Annotated in this window: 18 protein-coding genes and 1 pseudogene; 3 read left to right on the forward strand and 16 right to left on the reverse strand. The window is 66.6% G+C overall.

Annotation, left to right across the window (positions count from 1 at the left end; all coding sequences use genetic code 11):
- Positions 1 to 87, forward strand: a pseudogene (locus tag OQF70_RS13040) (hypothetical protein); the annotation flags it as partial.
- A 3-nt stretch (positions 88 to 90) separates the two neighbouring features.
- Positions 91 to 1,905, forward strand: coding sequence for a ribosome biogenesis/translation initiation ATPase RLI (locus OQF70_RS13045; RefSeq protein WP_280538116.1), 1,815 nt, complete (start codon positions 91 to 93; stop codon positions 1,903 to 1,905).
- A 48-nt stretch (positions 1,906 to 1,953) separates the two neighbouring features.
- Here the strand turns inward: OQF70_RS13045 and OQF70_RS13050 are convergent, their stop codons facing one another.
- From OQF70_RS13050 to OQF70_RS13100, 11 genes are all read right to left on the reverse strand, one after another.
- A complete protein-coding gene (locus OQF70_RS13050; protein WP_280538118.1) occupies positions 1,954 to 3,357 on the reverse strand; it encodes a signal recognition particle protein Srp54 in 1,404 nt (467 codons plus the stop codon).
- A gap of 81 nt (positions 3,358 to 3,438) precedes the next feature.
- A complete protein-coding gene (gene ftsY / locus OQF70_RS13055; RefSeq protein ID WP_280538120.1) occupies positions 3,439 to 4,587 on the reverse strand; it encodes a signal recognition particle-docking protein FtsY in 1,149 nt (382 codons plus the stop codon).
- 79 nt (positions 4,588 to 4,666) lie between these two features.
- Complete coding sequence (gene pfdA / locus OQF70_RS13060) at positions 4,667 to 5,122, reverse strand: prefoldin subunit alpha (protein WP_280538122.1); 456 nt, start codon at positions 5,120 to 5,122, stop codon at positions 4,667 to 4,669.
- A complete protein-coding gene (gene rpl18a / locus OQF70_RS13065) occupies positions 5,122 to 5,313 on the reverse strand; it encodes a 50S ribosomal protein L18Ae (RefSeq protein ID WP_092813424.1) in 192 nt (63 codons plus the stop codon). Before rpl18a ends, pfdA begins: the two co-directional genes overlap by 1 nt.
- 63 nt (positions 5,314 to 5,376) lie before the next feature.
- A complete protein-coding gene (locus OQF70_RS13070; protein ID WP_280538125.1) occupies positions 5,377 to 6,042 on the reverse strand; it encodes a translation initiation factor IF-6 in 666 nt (221 codons plus the stop codon).
- 7 nt (positions 6,043 to 6,049) lie between these two features.
- Entirely contained in the window at positions 6,050 to 6,328 is a 279-nt protein-coding gene (locus OQF70_RS13075; protein WP_280538127.1) for a 50S ribosomal protein L31e, read from the reverse strand.
- Between the two features lie 12 nt (positions 6,329 to 6,340).
- Positions 6,341 to 6,493 (reverse strand): 50S ribosomal protein L39e, encoded by a 153-nt coding sequence (locus OQF70_RS13080; RefSeq protein ID WP_092813415.1) that lies wholly within the window; start codon positions 6,491 to 6,493, stop codon positions 6,341 to 6,343.
- A 180-nt stretch (positions 6,494 to 6,673) separates the two neighbouring features.
- Entirely contained in the window at positions 6,674 to 6,988 is a 315-nt protein-coding gene (locus tag OQF70_RS13085; RefSeq protein WP_280538129.1) for a hypothetical protein, read from the reverse strand.
- A gap of 189 nt (positions 6,989 to 7,177) precedes the next feature.
- Positions 7,178 to 8,356: an acyl-CoA dehydrogenase family protein gene (locus OQF70_RS13090; protein ID WP_280538131.1), complete on the reverse strand. Its 1,179-nt coding sequence runs from the start codon at positions 8,354 to 8,356 to the stop codon at positions 7,178 to 7,180.
- A 171-nt stretch (positions 8,357 to 8,527) separates the two neighbouring features.
- Positions 8,528 to 9,268: a type 1 glutamine amidotransferase gene (locus tag OQF70_RS13095; protein WP_280538134.1), complete on the reverse strand. Its 741-nt coding sequence runs from the start codon at positions 9,266 to 9,268 to the stop codon at positions 8,528 to 8,530.
- 116 nt (positions 9,269 to 9,384) lie between these two features.
- Complete coding sequence (locus OQF70_RS13100; protein WP_280538136.1) at positions 9,385 to 10,176, reverse strand: alpha/beta fold hydrolase; 792 nt, start codon at positions 10,174 to 10,176, stop codon at positions 9,385 to 9,387.
- Between the two features lie 152 nt (positions 10,177 to 10,328).
- On the opposite strand from OQF70_RS13100, the gene OQF70_RS13105 reads away from it, so the two are divergent.
- Positions 10,329 to 10,535, forward strand: a complete 207-nt coding sequence (locus OQF70_RS13105; protein WP_092813404.1) for a hypothetical protein — start codon at positions 10,329 to 10,331, stop codon at positions 10,533 to 10,535.
- 40 nt (positions 10,536 to 10,575) lie between these two features.
- Here OQF70_RS13105 and alaS read toward each other — a convergent pair whose 3' ends face one another.
- The 5 genes from alaS to OQF70_RS13130 all read right to left on the reverse strand — a co-directional run.
- Positions 10,576 to 13,377: an alanine--tRNA ligase gene (alaS, locus tag OQF70_RS13110; protein ID WP_280538139.1), complete on the reverse strand. Its 2,802-nt coding sequence runs from the start codon at positions 13,375 to 13,377 to the stop codon at positions 10,576 to 10,578.
- A 135-nt stretch (positions 13,378 to 13,512) separates the two neighbouring features.
- Positions 13,513 to 14,448 (reverse strand): 3-keto-5-aminohexanoate cleavage protein, encoded by a 936-nt coding sequence (locus tag OQF70_RS13115; RefSeq protein ID WP_280538141.1) that lies wholly within the window; start codon positions 14,446 to 14,448, stop codon positions 13,513 to 13,515.
- Positions 14,449 to 14,545: 97 nt separating this feature from the next.
- Entirely contained in the window at positions 14,546 to 15,358 is an 813-nt protein-coding gene (locus OQF70_RS13120; RefSeq protein WP_280538142.1) for a 23S rRNA (uridine(2552)-2'-O)-methyltransferase, read from the reverse strand.
- 152 nt (positions 15,359 to 15,510) lie between these two features.
- Positions 15,511 to 16,005, reverse strand: coding sequence for a GNAT family N-acetyltransferase (locus OQF70_RS13125; protein ID WP_280538144.1), 495 nt, complete (start codon positions 16,003 to 16,005; stop codon positions 15,511 to 15,513).
- Positions 16,002 to 16,509, reverse strand: a 508-nt coding sequence (locus OQF70_RS13130) for a redoxin domain-containing protein (RefSeq protein ID WP_321169498.1), incomplete at its 5' end; no start/stop codon positions are given. The genes OQF70_RS13125 and OQF70_RS13130, both read right to left, overlap by 4 nt.

Consider the following 16,509-nt stretch of genomic DNA (forward strand, 5'->3'; position numbering starts at 1 on the left):
AAGGATACGCTCTACGTGGCGTTCATGACGTTCACGCTGTGGTTCATCTCGTATGCGGTCCTCCTCAACTCGGGGGTGCAACTGTAACCGATGGCCGACGACAGCATCGCGGTCGTCGACCTCGACCGCTGCCAGCCGGACCGGTGTAACTACGAGTGTATGAACTACTGCCCGCCGAACAGAACGGGCAAGGAGTGTATCACGCTGCGCGGGGAGGACGCCGACGACGGCGACCCCGACCAGGTCCACATCTCCGAGGAGATCTGTCTCGGCGAGACCTGCGGTATCTGCGTGGAGAAGTGTCCCTTCGACGCGATCGAGATCATCAATCTCCCGTCGGAACTCTCGGAGGACCCCGTCCACCGCTACGGCGAGAACGCCTTCTCGCTGTACGGCCTGCCGGTTCCGGAGCCGGGTTCAGTGACGGGGATCCTCGGTCCGAACGGGATCGGGAAATCGACCGCCGTTCACGCGCTCGCCGGCGAGTTGACCCCGAACCTGGGTCGGCACGGCGACGAACCGGACTGGGAAGCCGTCATCGACCGGTTCCGCGGCACCGAGCTCCAGACCTACCTCGAGACGCTCCGAGAGGGGTCGATCTCGGTCGCGCGAAAGCCCCAGTACGTCGACCAGATCCCGAAACAGTTCGACGGCAACACCCGCGACCTGCTCGAACACACCGACGAGCGGGGGGCGCTTGACGAACTCATCGACCGGCTCAACATCCGCCCGGTGATGGACCAGGACATCGACTCGATCTCCGGCGGCGAGCTCCAGCGGGTGGCGATCGCCGCCTGTCTGGCTCGGGACGCCGACTTCTACTTCCTCGATGAGATCACGCCCTATCTCGACATCGGCCAGCGGATGACCGCGGCCCGACTCATCCGGGAGCTCGCCGAGGACGACGACCGGTCGATGCTGGTCGTCGAACACGACCTCGCGATCCTCGACCTGCTTGCGGACACCCTCCACGTCGCCTACGGCGAACCCGGTGCCTACGGCGTGATCACCGATCCGAAGTCCGTTAGAAACGGGATCAACGAGTACCTGGAGGGATATCTCGACAACGAGAACATGCGAATCCGGCCCGACTCGATCACCTTCGAGGAGCACGCGCCTCGCGTCTCCTCGAAGGAAACCGCGCTCGTGGAGTACCCGGACCTCCGGAAGTCCTACGGCGAGGGCGAGTTCTCCCTCGAGGTCGAGGGCGGAACCATCTACGAGTCGGAGGTCCTCGGGATAGTCGGTCCGAACGGGATCGGTAAGTCGACGCTCGCGAAGCTGTTCGCCGGATCGCTTGAACCCGACGAGGGATCCCTGGAGTTCGCGCTCGACATCGCCTACAAGCCGCAGTACATCGAGATCGACCAGCCGATCCGGGTCGACGCGTTCCTCTCGTCGATCACCGACCGGGTCGGCACCTCCTACTGGAACACGGAGATCGCCGAGCCGCTCCAGCTCGGCCGGATCATGGAACAGAACCTCACGGACCTGTCGGGCGGCGAGCGCCAGCGCGTCGCCATCGCCGCGTGTCTCTCGGAGGACGCCGACCTGTACGTGCTCGACGAACCCTCCGCACACCTCGACGTCGAACAGCGCGTGCAAGCCACCTCGGCGATCCGCCGCTACGCCGAGAACCACGACGCGACCGTCCTCGTCATCGACCACGACATCTACGTGGTCGACCTGCTCGCGGACCGGTTGATGGTCTTCGACGGCGAGTCGGCCGACCACGGTCACGCGACGCCCCCGCAGGAGATGCGCGCGGGGATGAACGATTTCCTGGCGAACCTGGACATCACGTTCCGGCGCGACGAACGAACCGGTCGGCCGCGCATCAACAAACCCGAGTCGCAGAAGGACCGCGAGCAGAAACGGACCGGCGAGTACTACTACACCGCGTAGTCGAGCGAGCGGCCGCCTCCGATCGACGTACGGTGCTCGGGACGGTGGTCAGCCGAACGGGCCCTTGCCGCCGCCCATCATCCCGCCGAGGCCGCCGCCACCGCCGCCGCCCTGTTCGAGCTTCTTCATCATCCGCTGCATATCTCCGTCGCCCATCCCCTGGAACTGTGAGATGGTCTGATCCATCATCTTGTGCTGTTCGAGCAGTTCCCGGACCGTCTCCTCCTCGATGCCGGAGCCACGGACGATCCGCTCGACACGTGACTGGCCGATGACCCGGGGGTTCTCGAGTTCCTCGTCGGTCATCGAGTCCATCGCCACCTCGAAATCCCGCATCCGGTTCTGGGTGACGTCCATGGCGTCGTCGGGCAGTTGGTCCATCATCCCGCCACCCATCCCGGGGATCATGTCCATCACCTGGTCGAGGGGCCCCATCTTGTTCATCGTCTCCATCTGCTTTTGCATGTCCTTCAGGGTGAAACTCCCCTCAAGCAGGTCCTCGGGGTCCCAGTCCTCGTCATCATCGCCGGTTTCGGCCATCGCGCGTTCGACGCGCTCGGAGAGCTGCTTGAGATCGCCCATTCCGAGCAGCCGGGAGATGAACCCGGAGGGTTCGAACCGTTCGATGTCCTGAACCGTCTCGCCGGTCCCGAGGAAGGCGATGGAGGAGTCGGTCTCGTTGACCGCGGTGAGCGCCCCGCCACCCTTGGCGGTTCCGTCCAGCTTGGTGATGACGACGCCCTCGATCCCGATCGACTGCTCGAACTGGCTCGCCTGCTCCTTGGCGCCCTGGCCGATCGCCGCGTCGAGCACCAGCAGTGACCGGTCCGGGTCGACGGCGGTCTCGATCGCCTCGATCTCCGCGATGAGGTCGTCCTCGAGCGCGTGTCGACCCGCCGTGTCGACGATGTGGACGTCGGCGTCGGCCGTCTCCTCGAGCCCGTCGCGGGCGATCTGCACGGGATCCTCCGCGTCGGGATCGCCGTAGAACTCGACCTCCGCCCGCTCGCACATCTGCTTCGCCTGGTCGTAGGCGCCGGGGCGGAAGGTGTCCGTCTGGATCACCGCGGGACGGAGTCCCTTCTTCGAGAACCACCAGGCCATCTTGGCCGCAGAGGTCGTCTTCCCCGACCCCTGCAGGCCCGCAAGCAGGATCGTCTGTGACTCGAGGGGCAACTCGGTCGAATCGCCCACCAGGTCCACGAGCTCCTCGTAGACGATCTTGAGGACGTGGTCGCGGGCGGTCGTTCCGCCGGGTGGCTCCTCCTCGAGCGCCCGGGATTCGATCGCGTCCGATAGCTCCATCACGAGCGAGACGTCGACGTCGGCTGACAGCAGCGACCGTTGGATCTCCTTGACGATCGCCTCGACGTCGTCCTCGCTCAGCCGGGATTTCCCCTGCAGCGTGTCGAGCGTGCCGCGAAGGGAGCTCCCGAGATCGTCGAGTACCATTTGTCACCAGTAGGGGACCCGAACGCTAAAGGCTTTGTTCGTCGCGGTCGCGATCGGGACGCCCGCCGAGAACGGATCCGGCTACGACTCGTCGGCGCCGAGGAGCTGGTCGACCAGCCGTTCGGGGTCGAACCGCTCGATGTCGTCGTACCCCTGCCCGGTGCCCAGAAAGAGGATCGGCTTGCCGGTGACGTACGCGATGGAGATCGCCGCCCCGCCCGAGGAGTCGGCGTCGGCCTTGGTGAGGATGGCGCCGTCGATCGCGGCCGCCTCGTTGAACTGCTCGGCGCGCGTGACCGCGTCCTGACCCGCGACCGCCTCGTCGACGAACAGCGTGAGGTCGGGGTCGACGACGCGGTCGATCTTCTCGAGTTGGGCCATCAGGTCGTCCGAAGTGTGGAGCCGACCGGCCGTGTCGCCGAGGACGACGTCGACGTCGTTGGCCTTCGCGTACTCGAGGCCGTCGTAGATCACGGCCGCCGGATCGCCGCCCTGCTCGTGGCTGATGATCTTGCGGTCGAGCCGGTCTGCGTGCTCGCGTATCTGTTCGTTCGCGCCGGCGCGGTAGGTGTCGCCGTTGGCCAACACCGACGAATAGCCGTGGTCGGCGAGCCACTCCGAGAGCTTCGCGATCGAGGTGGTCTTGCCGACGCCGTTGACGCCGGTAAAGACGATGGTGACGGGTTTGTCCGCGTTCGCGATCCGCTCCTCGAAGTCGAACTGCCCGACCGCGATCACGTCCAACAGTGCGTCGTGGAGCGCCTCCTCGACGAGCTCGCCGGTCGTTTCGACCTGTTTGCGCGTCTCGCCGAGCATCGTCTCGCGAACGGTGTCGAGGATCGCCTCGGCGACGCTCATCTCGACGTCGCTTTCGAGGAGGGCCATCTCGAGGTTCCACAGCGGGTCCTCGAGGTCCTCCTCCTCGATGATGATTCGGCCGGTCGCGAACGCCTTCGCGCGCTGGAGGGTGCTCGGCTCCGAGCCGTCGTCGGCGGCTGCATCCGTTTCGGCCGGCGAGTCGTCGTCCGGGTCGCCCGGAGTGCCGCCAGTCCCGCGATCAGCCGACTCCGTCGCCGGTTCGGCCGACGCGGCGCCGGGATCGGCGGCGTCCAAGCCCGTTCCGGACGCATCGTCGGGTGCGTCGTCGGTCGCATCCGGATCCTGCTCGTCGGTCGTCTCCTCGACGTCCTTGCGGAAGTCGTTCAGTTTGTCCTTCAGTCCGTCAAACACGATGATCGCTCCTGAATGATCGCCGTCGGTCGTCGATCAGCACCTGCAGCTGCCCGCCTACGTGGGGTCGGGAGCGTGATTACTCGTCGTCGGCCTGCTGCTGCATCTGCTGCATCTGCTGTTGCTGCATCTGCTGTTGCATCTGCTGGGCCTGCTGTTCGAGCTCGCTGCTTTCGTCCTCGAGCTCGTCGATCTCCGCCTGGGTCTCCTCGATGCGGTCGTCGAGGGCGTCCTGTTTGGTTCGCAGGGACTCGATCGCGTCCGTCTGTTCCTGTTCGGCCGCGTAGTTGCCGCCGAGGGAGACGACGATCTCGTCGATGTCCTGAACCTCCGCGCGGACGTGAGCGCCGCCGCCGAGGGGGACCTGGATCGTCGATCCGGTCTCGAGGGTCTCGATCGCCTCGATCGCCTCGTCGATCCCCTGCTGCTCCTGGCGGTAGGCGTTGACCTCGCCCTCGAGCGCCTCGATCTGTTCTTCAAGCGCCTGCAGTTCCTGGGAGAGCTGCTGGAGTTCCTGCTGTCCGCCGCCACCCATCATGCTGCGGCCTCCTCGGCTTCGGCGACCGACTCGAGGTCGATCTTGGGTCGCTTGACGCCGTGCTGGCTACCCACCTGGGAGTAGATCCGGTCGCGGGCGACATTCTCGTTGGGCGCCTCGACCGTCTTGGTGAACTCCTGGTGGCCGTAGCGCGTCTGGAACCGTCCGCTAACCGTGAAGTGACTCATATCCCCGAATCCGGGAGGGACAGGGAAGTATCTTCCTAAAGGATGCCGACGGCGAGACCGTCGTCAGTCGATGAAGCCGAGCGTGTCCTCGATGCGGCCAAGCTCCGGACCGGTCGTATCCTCACCGACCACGTAGCCCGTGTCGTTGGCGACGAGCCCGGAACCGACGAGCGGGCCGCCGTAGTTGATCGTCCCGAGATCGGCGTAGACGTCGAGGTGCTCCTCGATCGCCTCGAGTTCGGGTTCACGGGACTGGGGGTGACACAGCGCGCCCGTGTTGTTCGCGACGGCCGCCGTTCCCACGGTCCGGACGTCGGCGAGGTCGCCGCGCTGGACGGGGACCTCGAGGGTCTCCCGGACCAGCTGGACGGCCTCCCGATCGAGGTCCGGGTGGACGTACGCGCCGTAGTCGTTCGCGAGGATCACGTTGCCGGCGGCGTTGAGCGTGCCGGGGAGTTCACGGACCTCACGGTCGGCGGCCTCCTCGATGCGCCGTGTCTCGCGGTCGGTGGTCCGCGAGGAGACGACGATGCCGTTCTCGTTGCCGGTTGCGAGCGCACCGACGGTGTTCGACCCGCCGACCGTGGTCGCGACGGCCGTCGCGCCGAGTTCCGTTTCGAGATCCGCCTGCAGGTCGTCGTCGATGTCCGGTCGTACCAGGAGGACGTCGTCCGTGACCCGTGCGAACACGCCGACGTACGACGACCCGACGAAGGACGTCCGTAGCACGAAACGGTTACTCCGCGTGCTCTGCTTCGACGATCGGCTCCTCGTCCTCGACGAACCGGGCGGCGCGGACGCGGAGATCGCTCGGCGGGTTCTGTCGGCCGTTGGCCCAAACCGCCTCATTGATGTTCGGATCCAGGCGGACCTCGTCCTCCTCGACCGAGAAGTGTTGTGCGAGATGCGACCGAACCGTTCGCATCGCGTAGTCGGCTCGCTGCTGGACCGGCTTGTCCGAGATGCCGCCGATCGGGACCGTGATGACGCGTTCCTCGAAGTCGTTGGTGCTCATTCGTATGGATCCTTACTCGTCGAGGTCGCTTCGCCGCCAGTTGCGCCGCTTCGGGTTGCGGGTGACGTTCATATCGGTCTTCATCATAACCCACGAGGGGACACGCTGGTTCTGGCGCTCCTTTTTGGCCAGACGCTTCTTCTTGGCCTTCGATTTCTTACCCATAGTGGCCCGTACTTTCCGCGGCGTCGTTAAAACCTCTTCCATCCGACCCGGCCGGTTTCGTCCACCCGACCCGATCGGTCCCGTCAATCCGAACCGACAGGTTCCCCATCGAACCCGTCGGTCAGGAGATACGATCGGGCAGCCACCGGTCGACGTCGCCGGTCACGGTGCCGTCGCCGGTCACGGTGCCGTCGACGTCGGGTCCGCCGGGTCGATGGCAGCGGTGACCGCCCGCAATGCCTCTCGACCCGGAGCCCGGTCACGCAGCGGGGCGTCGCCGAGATAGACCACCAACGCGTCACGCAGCGCCGAGAGCTCGGCCGCCTTGAACGGGTCGTCGTCCTCGAGCTTCTCCAACAACCGACACTCGATCGGCCGCGCTTCACCCGCCTCAGTCGCCTCGCGCCCCGAGCGGACGAGCGCTGCGTGTGCAACCCACGACCCCTCCCGGGACAGGTCGAGCGTCGTCGGTCCCTTGCGGGCTGACGTCGTCATCGTGTGTCGCTATTTCACCCGGGGATAAAAGTATGCGTCTCATTACCACATCCGAACGACGGAATCGGTGGGTATCCAGTCGGGAACGTACAGCCCGAAACGGAGGGGCAGCGACGGGATAGTTCGACCGTATCGAGGAGAAACCCCATCGATCGTGGACGCGTTACTCGAACGCGTCACTCGAACACGTCACTCGAACGCCGCGATTCCGGTGAGGTCCTGGCCCAGGATGAGCGTGTGGATGTCGTGGGTTCCCTCGTAGGTGTAGACGGTCTCGAGGTTGGCGAGATGGCGCATCGGCGAGTAGTCCGTGGTGATCCCGTTGCCGCCGAGCATCTCGCGGGCGACTCGGGACTGCTCGCGGGCCATTCGGACGTTGTTCCGTTTCGCCATCGAGACGTGCTGTGGACGGAGGTCGCCGCGTTCCTTCAGCTCGGCGAGCCGATGGGCGAGCAGCTGGCTCGTCGTGATCTCGGTCGCCATCTCGGCAAGCTTCTCCTGTTGGAGCTGGAACCTGGCGATCGGGCCGCCGAACTGCTCGCGATCGGTCGCGTATTCCCGTGCCGTCTCGAAGCAGTCACGGGCCGCGCCGACGGCGCCCCAGGCGATGCCGTACCGGGCCTGCGTCAGACACGACAGCGGACCCTTCATCCCATCGACGCCGGGGAGGACGTTCGATTCGGGTACACGGACATCCTGCAGATCTATCTCGCCGGTGATCGACGCCCGCAGCGACAGCTTCTCCGTGATCTCGTTCGTCGTCACCCCGTCCCGGTCGGTCTCGACGAGGAAGCCCCGAACCGGACCGTCATCGTCGGCGTCGCCAGCCGCGGAGCGGTCCCTGGCCCAGACGACGGCGACGTCAGCGATGGGGGAGTTCGTGATCCACGTCTTCGAGCCGTTGAGCACGTACTCGTCGCCGTCCCGTTCGGCAGACGTTTCCATTCTCGAGGGGTTCGACCCGTGTTCGGGTTCGGTGAGCCCGAAACAGCCCACCGCCTGGCCGGTGCCGAGGTCGGGGAGCCACTCCTCCTTCTGGTCCTCGCTACCGAAGGCGTGGATGGGATACATCACGAGCGCCCCCTGAACGCTGGCCATCGATCGCAGCCCCGAATCGCCCGCCTCGAGCTCCTGCATCAACAGTCCATAGGCCGTCTCGGAGACGTTCGGCGACCCGTACCCCTCCAGGTTCGGGGCGTAAAACCCCAGCTCACCCATCTCGGGGATGAGATCCGTCGGGAACGTCCCCGCCTCGAAGTGGTCGCCGATCGTCGGCCGGACGTTGTCGTCGACGAACCGACGTGCCGTGTCCCGGATCATCCGCTCCTCCTCGGTCAGGTCGTCCTCGAGACCCACGTAATCGAGCATTGGTCGATCCGACGTGGACGACGGCAAAAGATGTTTGCAAACGGGTCACACCCGCATAGCGGTGCGCCGGCCGGGCAACGTCTCCGGGTTCGGAGTCCCGCCGCTGGCGTTTCGATCGTGATCGTCGGTCTAGTGGCGACGATACGGAGTCAACGGTATGGAGTCGACGGTTCAGTCGTCGGCGCGGGGTTCGGCCACTGCGCGATCAGGTGCCGAACCGTCCGCAGTGAGTCCCGAAACGTCCCGCACGTACTCGGTGAAGTTCCGGAACACCTGCTTGACCTCGCAGGCCGCCGCGTAGTTCTCCGGCGTTATCTCCGCGATCGCGGCGTCGACGCGAGCGTCCCCGATCCGATCGCGTTTGCCGTCTGCGACGTCCGCGGCCGTCTCCATATCGTACTCGGGGTGGAACTGCAGCCCCCAGTTGTGGCCGTCGCGGAAGGCGTGGATGCCGTACTCGTTCTCCGCGAGCAGTTCTGCTCCCGGCGGAAGCTCGACGACGGCGTCGCCGTGGGAGGTGAACACGGTGAACTCCTCGTCGATGCCCGCGAACAGCTCGTCGCCGTGGTGGGTGATCTCCGAATAGCCGAGTTCGAAGTCGTCCATCCCGGCGACCCGTCCACCGAGCGCTTCCGCGAGCACCTGATGCCCGTAACAGACGCCGAGCGTCGGGATCCCGCGGTCGGTTGCCGCGGCGACGTACTCGATGAGCGGCGGGATCCACTCCTCGTCCCAGTACACCGACGACCGGGAGCCGGTGATGACGAGGGCGTCGAAGTCGTATCCGTTCGGGATCTCACCCGTTGCGGCGTGGAACTCGACGAGATCCGCGTCGAGCTCCCGGCGGAAGTTCCGACGGGTGTTCGCGGCGTCGTGGGCCGCGTTGAGCAGGGCGATGCGGGGTCGTGCCATCGTGCGTGGATAGCCGTCTGGGCGTAAAAACGGTTGTGCCCCTCGCGATCGCTGCCGTGACTCCCGACGTGGGGTCGATCACGCGAGATCGGTCGACTTCACGCGAGATCGGTCGGCTACGCGTCGACGTCGCGATCGGCGTGATCGACGAGCCAGCCGAGGAGCGCGTCGTTGAGTGCGCCCGATGCCTCGATCCCGGCGAAGTGACCGACGTCCTCCATCGGCCGAAACGTCCCCCGCGGCAATCCATCAGCGAGCCGTTGACCCTGATCGGGGGGACAGATCGTGTCCCCGGTCCCGTGAACGACGAGCGTCGGGGTGGTGAGTTCATGGAACCGGTCGGAAAGATCGACGTCGGCCAACGCGGCACGATGGGCGGCGACCGTGTCGGGGGACGCGTCCTCCGCGGTCCGCCACTCGACGATCCGCTCGACGTCGTCGGGATGGTCACGCCGGAAGGCGTCCGACAGGATCGCGGTCGTGGCCGCTTCGACCGCGGTCCGGTCGGCCGGATCAGCCCACAGCTGGTCGGTCTCGAACGCGTCACCGCACGGCGGCGTCCCGATCAGGGCGAGGCTCCGTACGCGCGTCGAATCCATCGCCGTCGCCATCGCGACCAGGCCGCCGAGTCCGTAGCCGACGAGATGTGCCGACCGTATCCCGGCGTCGGAGAGGACGGCCGTAACGTCGCCCGTCAGGTCGTTGATCGTGTAGGGACCGGTCGGCGCGTCGGAGCGACCGATCCCGCGCGGCTCGGGTGTGATCGCCGAATACGGGCCGGCGACCGCACCGTGTTGCCAGGCGAACTGCCACGCGCCGAGCCCGATGTCGCCGACGAAGACGACCGCGGGGCCGGAGCCGGCGACCGCATACCGGATGGAGACGGAATCGTGTACGGCGTATGCCACGTCTCCGGATCGTCACGCGGGCGTGTTGACCGTTCCGGTGGCGGGTCAGCAGCAGGTCCGACGGTGGGCGGGCGATACGTCGACGGAGGGTGCCGCAACACGATTCGACGGATCGATAGGTTCATTGATACCACTCAACATATCGCCCACGTATGCCACAGTGTGCCCGGTGTGAGCAGGAGCTCGAGGCGAACTCGGGGCTGCTCACGCGGCTCGGTATCGGCAGCCTGGACGGGTACGAGTGCTCGAAGTGCGGAACGTTGCTGTGTTCGAACTGCTTCAACGAGCGAACGCTCGAGCTCGCCGGGTCGACACACGATCGCTGCCCGGCTTGCGACGGGACGCTGCGCAAACGCTGACTCGCGATCAGGAGTTGCGGTCCCCCGGCCGACCGCCGACTCAGGCCCGCCGGAGCGATCGAACGGTCTCGCCGGCCGCCTCGAGCGCGTCGTCGAGCGCGTCGACGTCCGGGCCGCCCCCCTGGGCGAAGTCCGGCGGCCCGCCGCCACCGCCGCCGACTTGTTGTGCCAGCCGGCTGACGATCTCCCCGGCGTTGACGTCCACATCGTCGGGAACTCCGACGACGAACTGGGCGGAACCGTCGTGTCCCGATCCCAGTACCGCGACCGTCCCCTCCTCGACCATCGCGTTCGCGGTGGCACGCAGTTCCTCCGAGTCCGCATCGAGCCGCTGGACGACGACCGTCACGCCGTCGAGCTCGATCTCCTCGGCGTCGTCGGCACCCGAGGCACGGGCCGCCGCCAGCTCGTCGGTGAGCCGGTCGATCTCCTTGCCCCGTTCCTTCCACTCCTGGAAGAACCGTTCGGCCGTGTCCGGCACGTCGAGCGGGTCGACGTCGAGGACGTCGGCGGCGTCATACAGGGCGTCCTCGGTCCGTTGAGTCGCCTCCAGGGCCGCGGTTCCAGCCGCAAAGACGAGACGCTCGACGCCGTCCTGGACCGGCTCCGTCTTGAGCACCTTCACGGCCCCGATGTCACCGGTTCGTTCCACGTGCGTGCCCGCGCACGCTTGCACGTCCGCGTCACCGACGTGGATCAGGCGAACGTTCGTTCCCGGCGGGATCCCGCCCTGATAGAGGTCGAACCCGTGTTCAGCCTCGGCCTCGTGGCGGTGGGGCCACTCCTGGTCGACCGGCAGGTTCTCCATCACGAGATCGTTGGCGACGCGCTCGATCGCCGTCACCTCCTCGCGGGAGATCCGCTCGTAGTGGCGGACGTCGAGCCGCGACGAGTCGAGTCCCTTCTGGGCACCGGCCTGTCGGACGTGATCGCCGAGCACCTCGCGAGCGGCGTGGCCGATGAGGTGGGTGGCCGTGTGGTGGCGCATCAACCGGCGGCGGCGCTCCCCGTCGATCTGCCCGCGGACGAACTCCCCCGTTCCGGGGTCGCCGTCGGTGCGGTGCAGGACGACGCCGTCGGCCTCCTGGACGTCGGTCACCTCGACGGTCGTCTCGCCGGCGGTCAGGCTGCCGTGGTCGGCAGGCTGGCCCCCGCCCTCGGGGTAGAACATCGTCTGGTCAAGGACGACATCGTAGACGTCATCGTCGGTCGTCTCCCCGTCGTCCGCCTCGACCTCGAAGACGTCGAGGACGACCGCCTCGAACTCCAGCCGGTCCTGGTCGTCGTAATACAGCTTCTCCGTCTCGGGCAGGTCCGCGAGCCGGTCGTCACGCTCACCCGTCTCCTCGTCGGCGACTTCCTCGTGTCTATCCGCCACGAGCCCGTAGAAGTCGTCGGGGACGTCCACGGTCGCGCCGCGCTCCGCGGCGATGTCGGCGACCATATCCGGCTGGATCCCGTGGGAGTCGTACAGCTCGATGAGCGTCTCCGTGGGGATCGCCTCGCCGGTGCCGGCGTATTCGTCGGCGATCGACTCGACCTTCCGGGCGCCGCGATCGAGCGTTTTCCGGTACTTTCGCTCTTCGGTCCGGACGATGTCGCGGATCGTGTCGCGGTTCTCGTAGCCGAGCCGCTCGGCCTGCATATCGACCAGCTCGTCGAGCGGAGCGTCGACGCCGACCGTGTCCACGAGCCGCTTGGTGCGTCGGAGCACCATCCGGGCGAGGTAGCCGGTCCCGACGTTCGAGGGGACGATCCCGTCGCCGAACATGTACGCGAGCGTCCGGGAGTGGTCGGCGATCGCGTAGATGTCCTCGAGCGGTTCGAGGAGGTCGCGCAGCTCGTCGACGTCGACGTCGAGCTTCGCGGCGATGTCGCCGCGGGCGGCCTCCATATCGTCGACGTCGTCGATGTCGAGCCGGCCGGCGAGTTTCGCCGCCCGGTTGACGATCGCCTGCTCCTCCTCGGAGTAGTCGATCCCGGCGTGCTCCTTGAGGAACTCGATGGCGTCGGGATAGATCGCCTCATAGACCGTGGCCGTCCCCTGGCTCATCCAGGTCCAGCGCTCGAGGCCGTATCCGGTGTCCACGATGTAGGTGTCCATGTAGGAGTAGGTGTTCCCGTCCTTGAGCTCGTAGTCGCCGTCGGGGTCCTGCTCCATACACATGAAGACGAGCGTGGCCAGCTCGGCACCCTTGTAGATGACCTCGATCGCCGGACCCGCATTGCCGCCACCGACCCAGGGGTCCTCGATGTAGGTGATCTCCTCGAGGTTCGCCCCCATCGACTCGAAGAACTCATCGCAGTACCTGACCGTCTCGTCCTTCCAGTAGACCTCGCCCTCGTAGGCGTACTCCTCGTCGGCGTCCTCCCGGACGTTGAACGCGTGGTGGGCCATCATCTCGAAGGCCATCGTGTGCCGACCCGTCTTGCCGACGTTGTCGATGTCCTGCATCCGGATGCAGGGTTGGGAGACCGCGAGCGGGTTCGCCGGCGGCGGCGTCTTGCCGGAGGTTACGAGCGGCTGGAAGTCGTAGATCGACGCCTGCGTCAACAGGACGTCGTCGCGCCAGCGATTCGCCGCGACCGGATAGGGGTCGATCCGCTCGTGCTCGTGGTCCTCGAAGAAGGAGAGGAACGCCTCCCGCATCTCCTCGAGCGTGTACGCCTCGTCGAACCCGGGGTCACCGATGAAGCTGTAGTCCGCACAGGGCGGCTCACCACACGTCGTTCGGTCCGGATCGCGCGTCCAGAAGTGGACGCCACAGGAGGAACACTCCCGGCGGTGAAACCCCTCCTCCTCGAAATAGTCGAGGCGATATTCGGCTTCGAGCGTGCTCATTACCGTTGTGTGGCTGGCGTTCGGCCAAAAGGGTTCCGGGGTCGAACAGCGGGAGGCGAAGGGTGAAACAGCGGGAGGCGAAGGGTGAAACAGCGGGAGGCGAAGGGTGAAACAGCGGGAGGCGAGTGGAGCCGATCAGAATGCGACGTTTGAGGCGCCTTTGAGGCCGAGGAACTCTCGGACCTCGTCGGGGGATGCGATTTCGCGGCCGGTGAGTTCGCGGGTCTGGTGGACCATCTTCTCGACGAGGTCCGCGTTCCGTTCCGCCAGTTCGCCCTTCCGGAGGTAGAGGTTGTCCTCCATCCCGACCCGAGCGTGACCGCCCGCCGAGATCGCCTGAGTCGTGAGGGGGAACTGCATCCGACCGGCCCCGACCACCGAGAAGGAGTATCGGTCGCCGAAGAGTCGTTCCGCGGTCCGGATCATGTGCGTGAGGTGCTCGGGATCGGCGCCGATCCCGCCGTGGATACCCATCACGAACTGGAGGTGCAGCGGCGGATCGAGGATGTCCCGGTCGAGGAGGTGTTTCGCGTTGTGAAGGTGTCCGACGTCGTAACACTCGAGTTCGGGCATCGTTCCGTGCTCGGCGAACAGCGGGATGATACGTTCGAGGTCCGCGAAGGTGTTCCGGAAAACGAACTCGCGAGTGTTCTCGAGAAACGGGCGTTCCCAGTCGTATTCGAACTCGTCGTACGCCTCGAGGATCGGATACAGGCCGAAGTTGATAGATCCCATGTTACAGGACGCCATCTCCGGCTCGAGCTCGGGGACGACCTGCACCCGCTCCTCGAGAGTCATATTCGACCCACCGCCCGTGGTTGGCTGCACGATCACGTCACGGCGCTGCCGGATCCGAGTCGCGACCTCACGGAACAGATCGAGGTCGGGGGAGGGCTCGCCGGTCTCGGGGTCCCGAACGTGAACGTGCACGATGCTTGCGCCGGCGTCGGCGGCCTCGACGGCCTCCTCGACGATCTCGTCGGGTGTGATGGGCAGATGCGGTGACATCGTCGGAACGTGGATCGATCCCGTGACCGCACACGTGATGATCGCCTTCTCGAACGATCGCATACCTGACCCACCGAGGCGGCATATAAAAGCGCTCCCCTCGGGCGAAAACGGCATCCGTCCCGGAACGGCCCCGGCGCTGAAACGGCGTTCGAACGCGTCAGTCAACGCGCTCGGCGAAGCCGAACCGCGGCTTGACGTCGTCGACGACGATCTCGACGGTCTCGCCGGCCTCGGTGCCGGGCACGAACAGCGTGTAGCCGTCCACCGTGGCGATCCCGTCGCCCTCGTCGCCGACGTCCTCGATCTCGACCGAAAGTTGGTCACCCGCCTCGACGGGCGCGGTCATCAGCCCCTTCGCGACGAGGTACACCTCCGAGGAGGAGTCGCGCGAGGCGGGCGGGGAGACGACGCGGACGTACTCGAACTCCGCCTCGATGTCGTCCTGGAGCGCCTCGAGATCCTGCCCCTGGAACACCTTGACGACGAGATCGCCGCCGGGCGCCAGGACGTCCATCGCGACCTCGAACGCCTGTCGGGCGAGGTGGACCGACCGGGCGTGGTCGAGGTTGTACTCGCCGGTCATGTTCGGCGCCATATCCGAAATTACGACGTCGGCCCCGCGCTCGCCGATCCGATCGCGGAGGCGATCCTGGGTCTTCGACTCGGTCATATCGCCGCGGACCGTTTCGACGCTCGCGACGTCGCCGTCGCCCCAGTCGTCCTCGTCCCCATCCGCATCCGGATCGAGATCCCGGATACGCTGGAGGTCGACGCCGACCACGGTCCCGCCGGCGCCGACGCGCTCTGCGGCGACCTGCAGCCAGCCGCCCGGCGCCGCGCCCAGGTCGACGACGGTGTCGTTCCGGTCGAACAGCGAGGCCGTCTCGTCGAGTTGCCGGAGCTTGTAGGCGGCCCGGCTGCGGTAGCCCTCCTGCTTGGAGCGGTTGTAGTACTCGTCCTTCCCGCTCATTGATGCCTCCCCGATCCCCGTGGATCGGTCCGGGAATCGGCCGCTGACGAACGCACGTTCATACCGATCGTGACGTGGTCGACCCGGAAAGGCACGTCGAATGGGGTCGACACCGTGTGGACACCAGATCGCCGCTACCCGCCGGCCCGCCGTTAGCGTCGATCGATCGCTCCGACGTCGACGACGCCACGCAGCCGGTCGGCTCCCTCGACCGGCTCGATCCCGAACCCGAGGTCGGCGTAGAACTCACGGAGATCGCTCTCGAAGGCGGCGGTGAGTCGGGTCACCTCGCGTGCCGCAGCCAGGTCGATCGCGGCCCGCACGAGCGCGGAGCCGATTCCGGCCTCACGCCGGTGGCGCGTGACGGCCACGGCGTCGACGTGAAGTCGGTCGCCGCACGCACTCCGAGACGGTTCGTCGCAGGGCACCAGGGAGAGTGCCCCGACGACGGTCCGGGCTCGTTCGTTCCCGGACTCAGGATCGGTCTCCGCAAGGAGGACGCGGCCGGCCTCGATCCCGGACCGAACTGTCTCGGCGTCGACCTCGAGCAAGGCACCCTCAAGGACTCGGAGGACATCGACGGCGTCGTCCGCCTCGGCGAGCCGAATCGTGATTCCCGCTGGCGGATCGCTCGAGGGGACCCTCACGCGAACTTCCGCGCCTCCTCGAGGATCGCGTCGATCCCCGGTCGGTCGCCGGGGTGGGACCCGGTGTACCGCCAGAGAACTTCGGGATCCCGGCGCAGGTCGACGAGCACGACCTCGGGCATCCGGCCGATCAGGTCGATCCGCCGACCGATCGGCCCGAATCGACGCGACTGGCCGTACTGGCTCGCGATCTCGGTCTCCGGGTCCGCGATGAAGGGGTAGGGAACGTCGTACTCCGCCACCCACTCGGCGGCCCGCTCGCGGTCCTCCGGGAGGATGGAGACGGCCTCGATGCCGGCCTCGCGGAGCGAATCGTGGTTCGAGACGACGGCCTTGACCTGCGTGCGACAGTTCCCACAGAGGTGGTCGCGGTGGAACAGCAGGACCGCAAGATCCGTTTCGAGGTCGGACAGCACGAACGGGTCCGGCCCCGGCCCCACGTTCGCGCCCTCGAAGTCGACCGTCTCGGGCAAAACGCCCCTGTAACTTATACGCATCACCGCG

The sequence above is a fragment of the Halopenitus sp. POP-27 genome, assembly GCF_029889855.1.
Lineage (GTDB): Archaea > Halobacteriota > Halobacteria > Halobacteriales > Haloferacaceae > Halopenitus > Halopenitus malekzadehii.

Bases quoted from the DNA above. Each gene is read 5' to 3' on its own strand.
- OQF70_RS13105 (WP_092813404.1), top strand. From the start codon at position 10,329: ATGCCACAGTGTGCCCGGTGTGAGCAGGAGCTCGAGGCGAACTCGGGG.
- pfdA (WP_280538122.1), bottom strand. From the start codon at position 5,122: ATGGGTGGCGGCGGACAGCAGGAACTCCAGCAGCTCTCCCAGGAACTG.
- OQF70_RS13080 (WP_092813415.1), bottom strand. From the start codon at position 6,493: ATGGGTAAGAAATCGAAGGCCAAGAAGAAGCGTCTGGCCAAAAAGGAG.
- OQF70_RS13085 (WP_280538129.1), bottom strand. From the start codon at position 6,988: ATGACGACGTCAGCCCGCAAGGGACCGACGACGCTCGACCTGTCCCGG.
- OQF70_RS13115 (WP_280538141.1), bottom strand. From the start codon at position 14,448: ATGCGATCGTTCGAGAAGGCGATCATCACGTGTGCGGTCACGGGATCG.
- OQF70_RS13120 (WP_280538142.1), bottom strand. From the start codon at position 15,358: ATGAGCGGGAAGGACGAGTACTACAACCGCTCCAAGCAGGAGGGCTAC.
- rpl18a (WP_092813424.1), bottom strand. From the start codon at position 5,313: ATGAGTCACTTCACGGTTAGCGGACGGTTCCAGACGCGCTACGGCCAC.
- OQF70_RS13045 (WP_280538116.1), top strand. From the start codon at position 91: ATGGCCGACGACAGCATCGCGGTCGTCGACCTCGACCGCTGCCAGCCG.
- OQF70_RS13090 (WP_280538131.1), bottom strand. From the start codon at position 8,356: ATGCTCGATTACGTGGGTCTCGAGGACGACCTGACCGAGGAGGAGCGG.
- OQF70_RS13095 (WP_280538134.1), bottom strand. From the start codon at position 9,268: ATGGCACGACCCCGCATCGCCCTGCTCAACGCGGCCCACGACGCCGCG.
- OQF70_RS13050 (WP_280538118.1), bottom strand. From the start codon at position 3,357: ATGGTACTCGACGATCTCGGGAGCTCCCTTCGCGGCACGCTCGACACG.
- OQF70_RS13075 (WP_280538127.1), bottom strand. From the start codon at position 6,328: ATGAGCACCAACGACTTCGAGGAACGCGTCATCACGGTCCCGATCGGC.
- alaS (WP_280538139.1), bottom strand. From the start codon at position 13,377: ATGAGCACGCTCGAAGCCGAATATCGCCTCGACTATTTCGAGGAGGAG.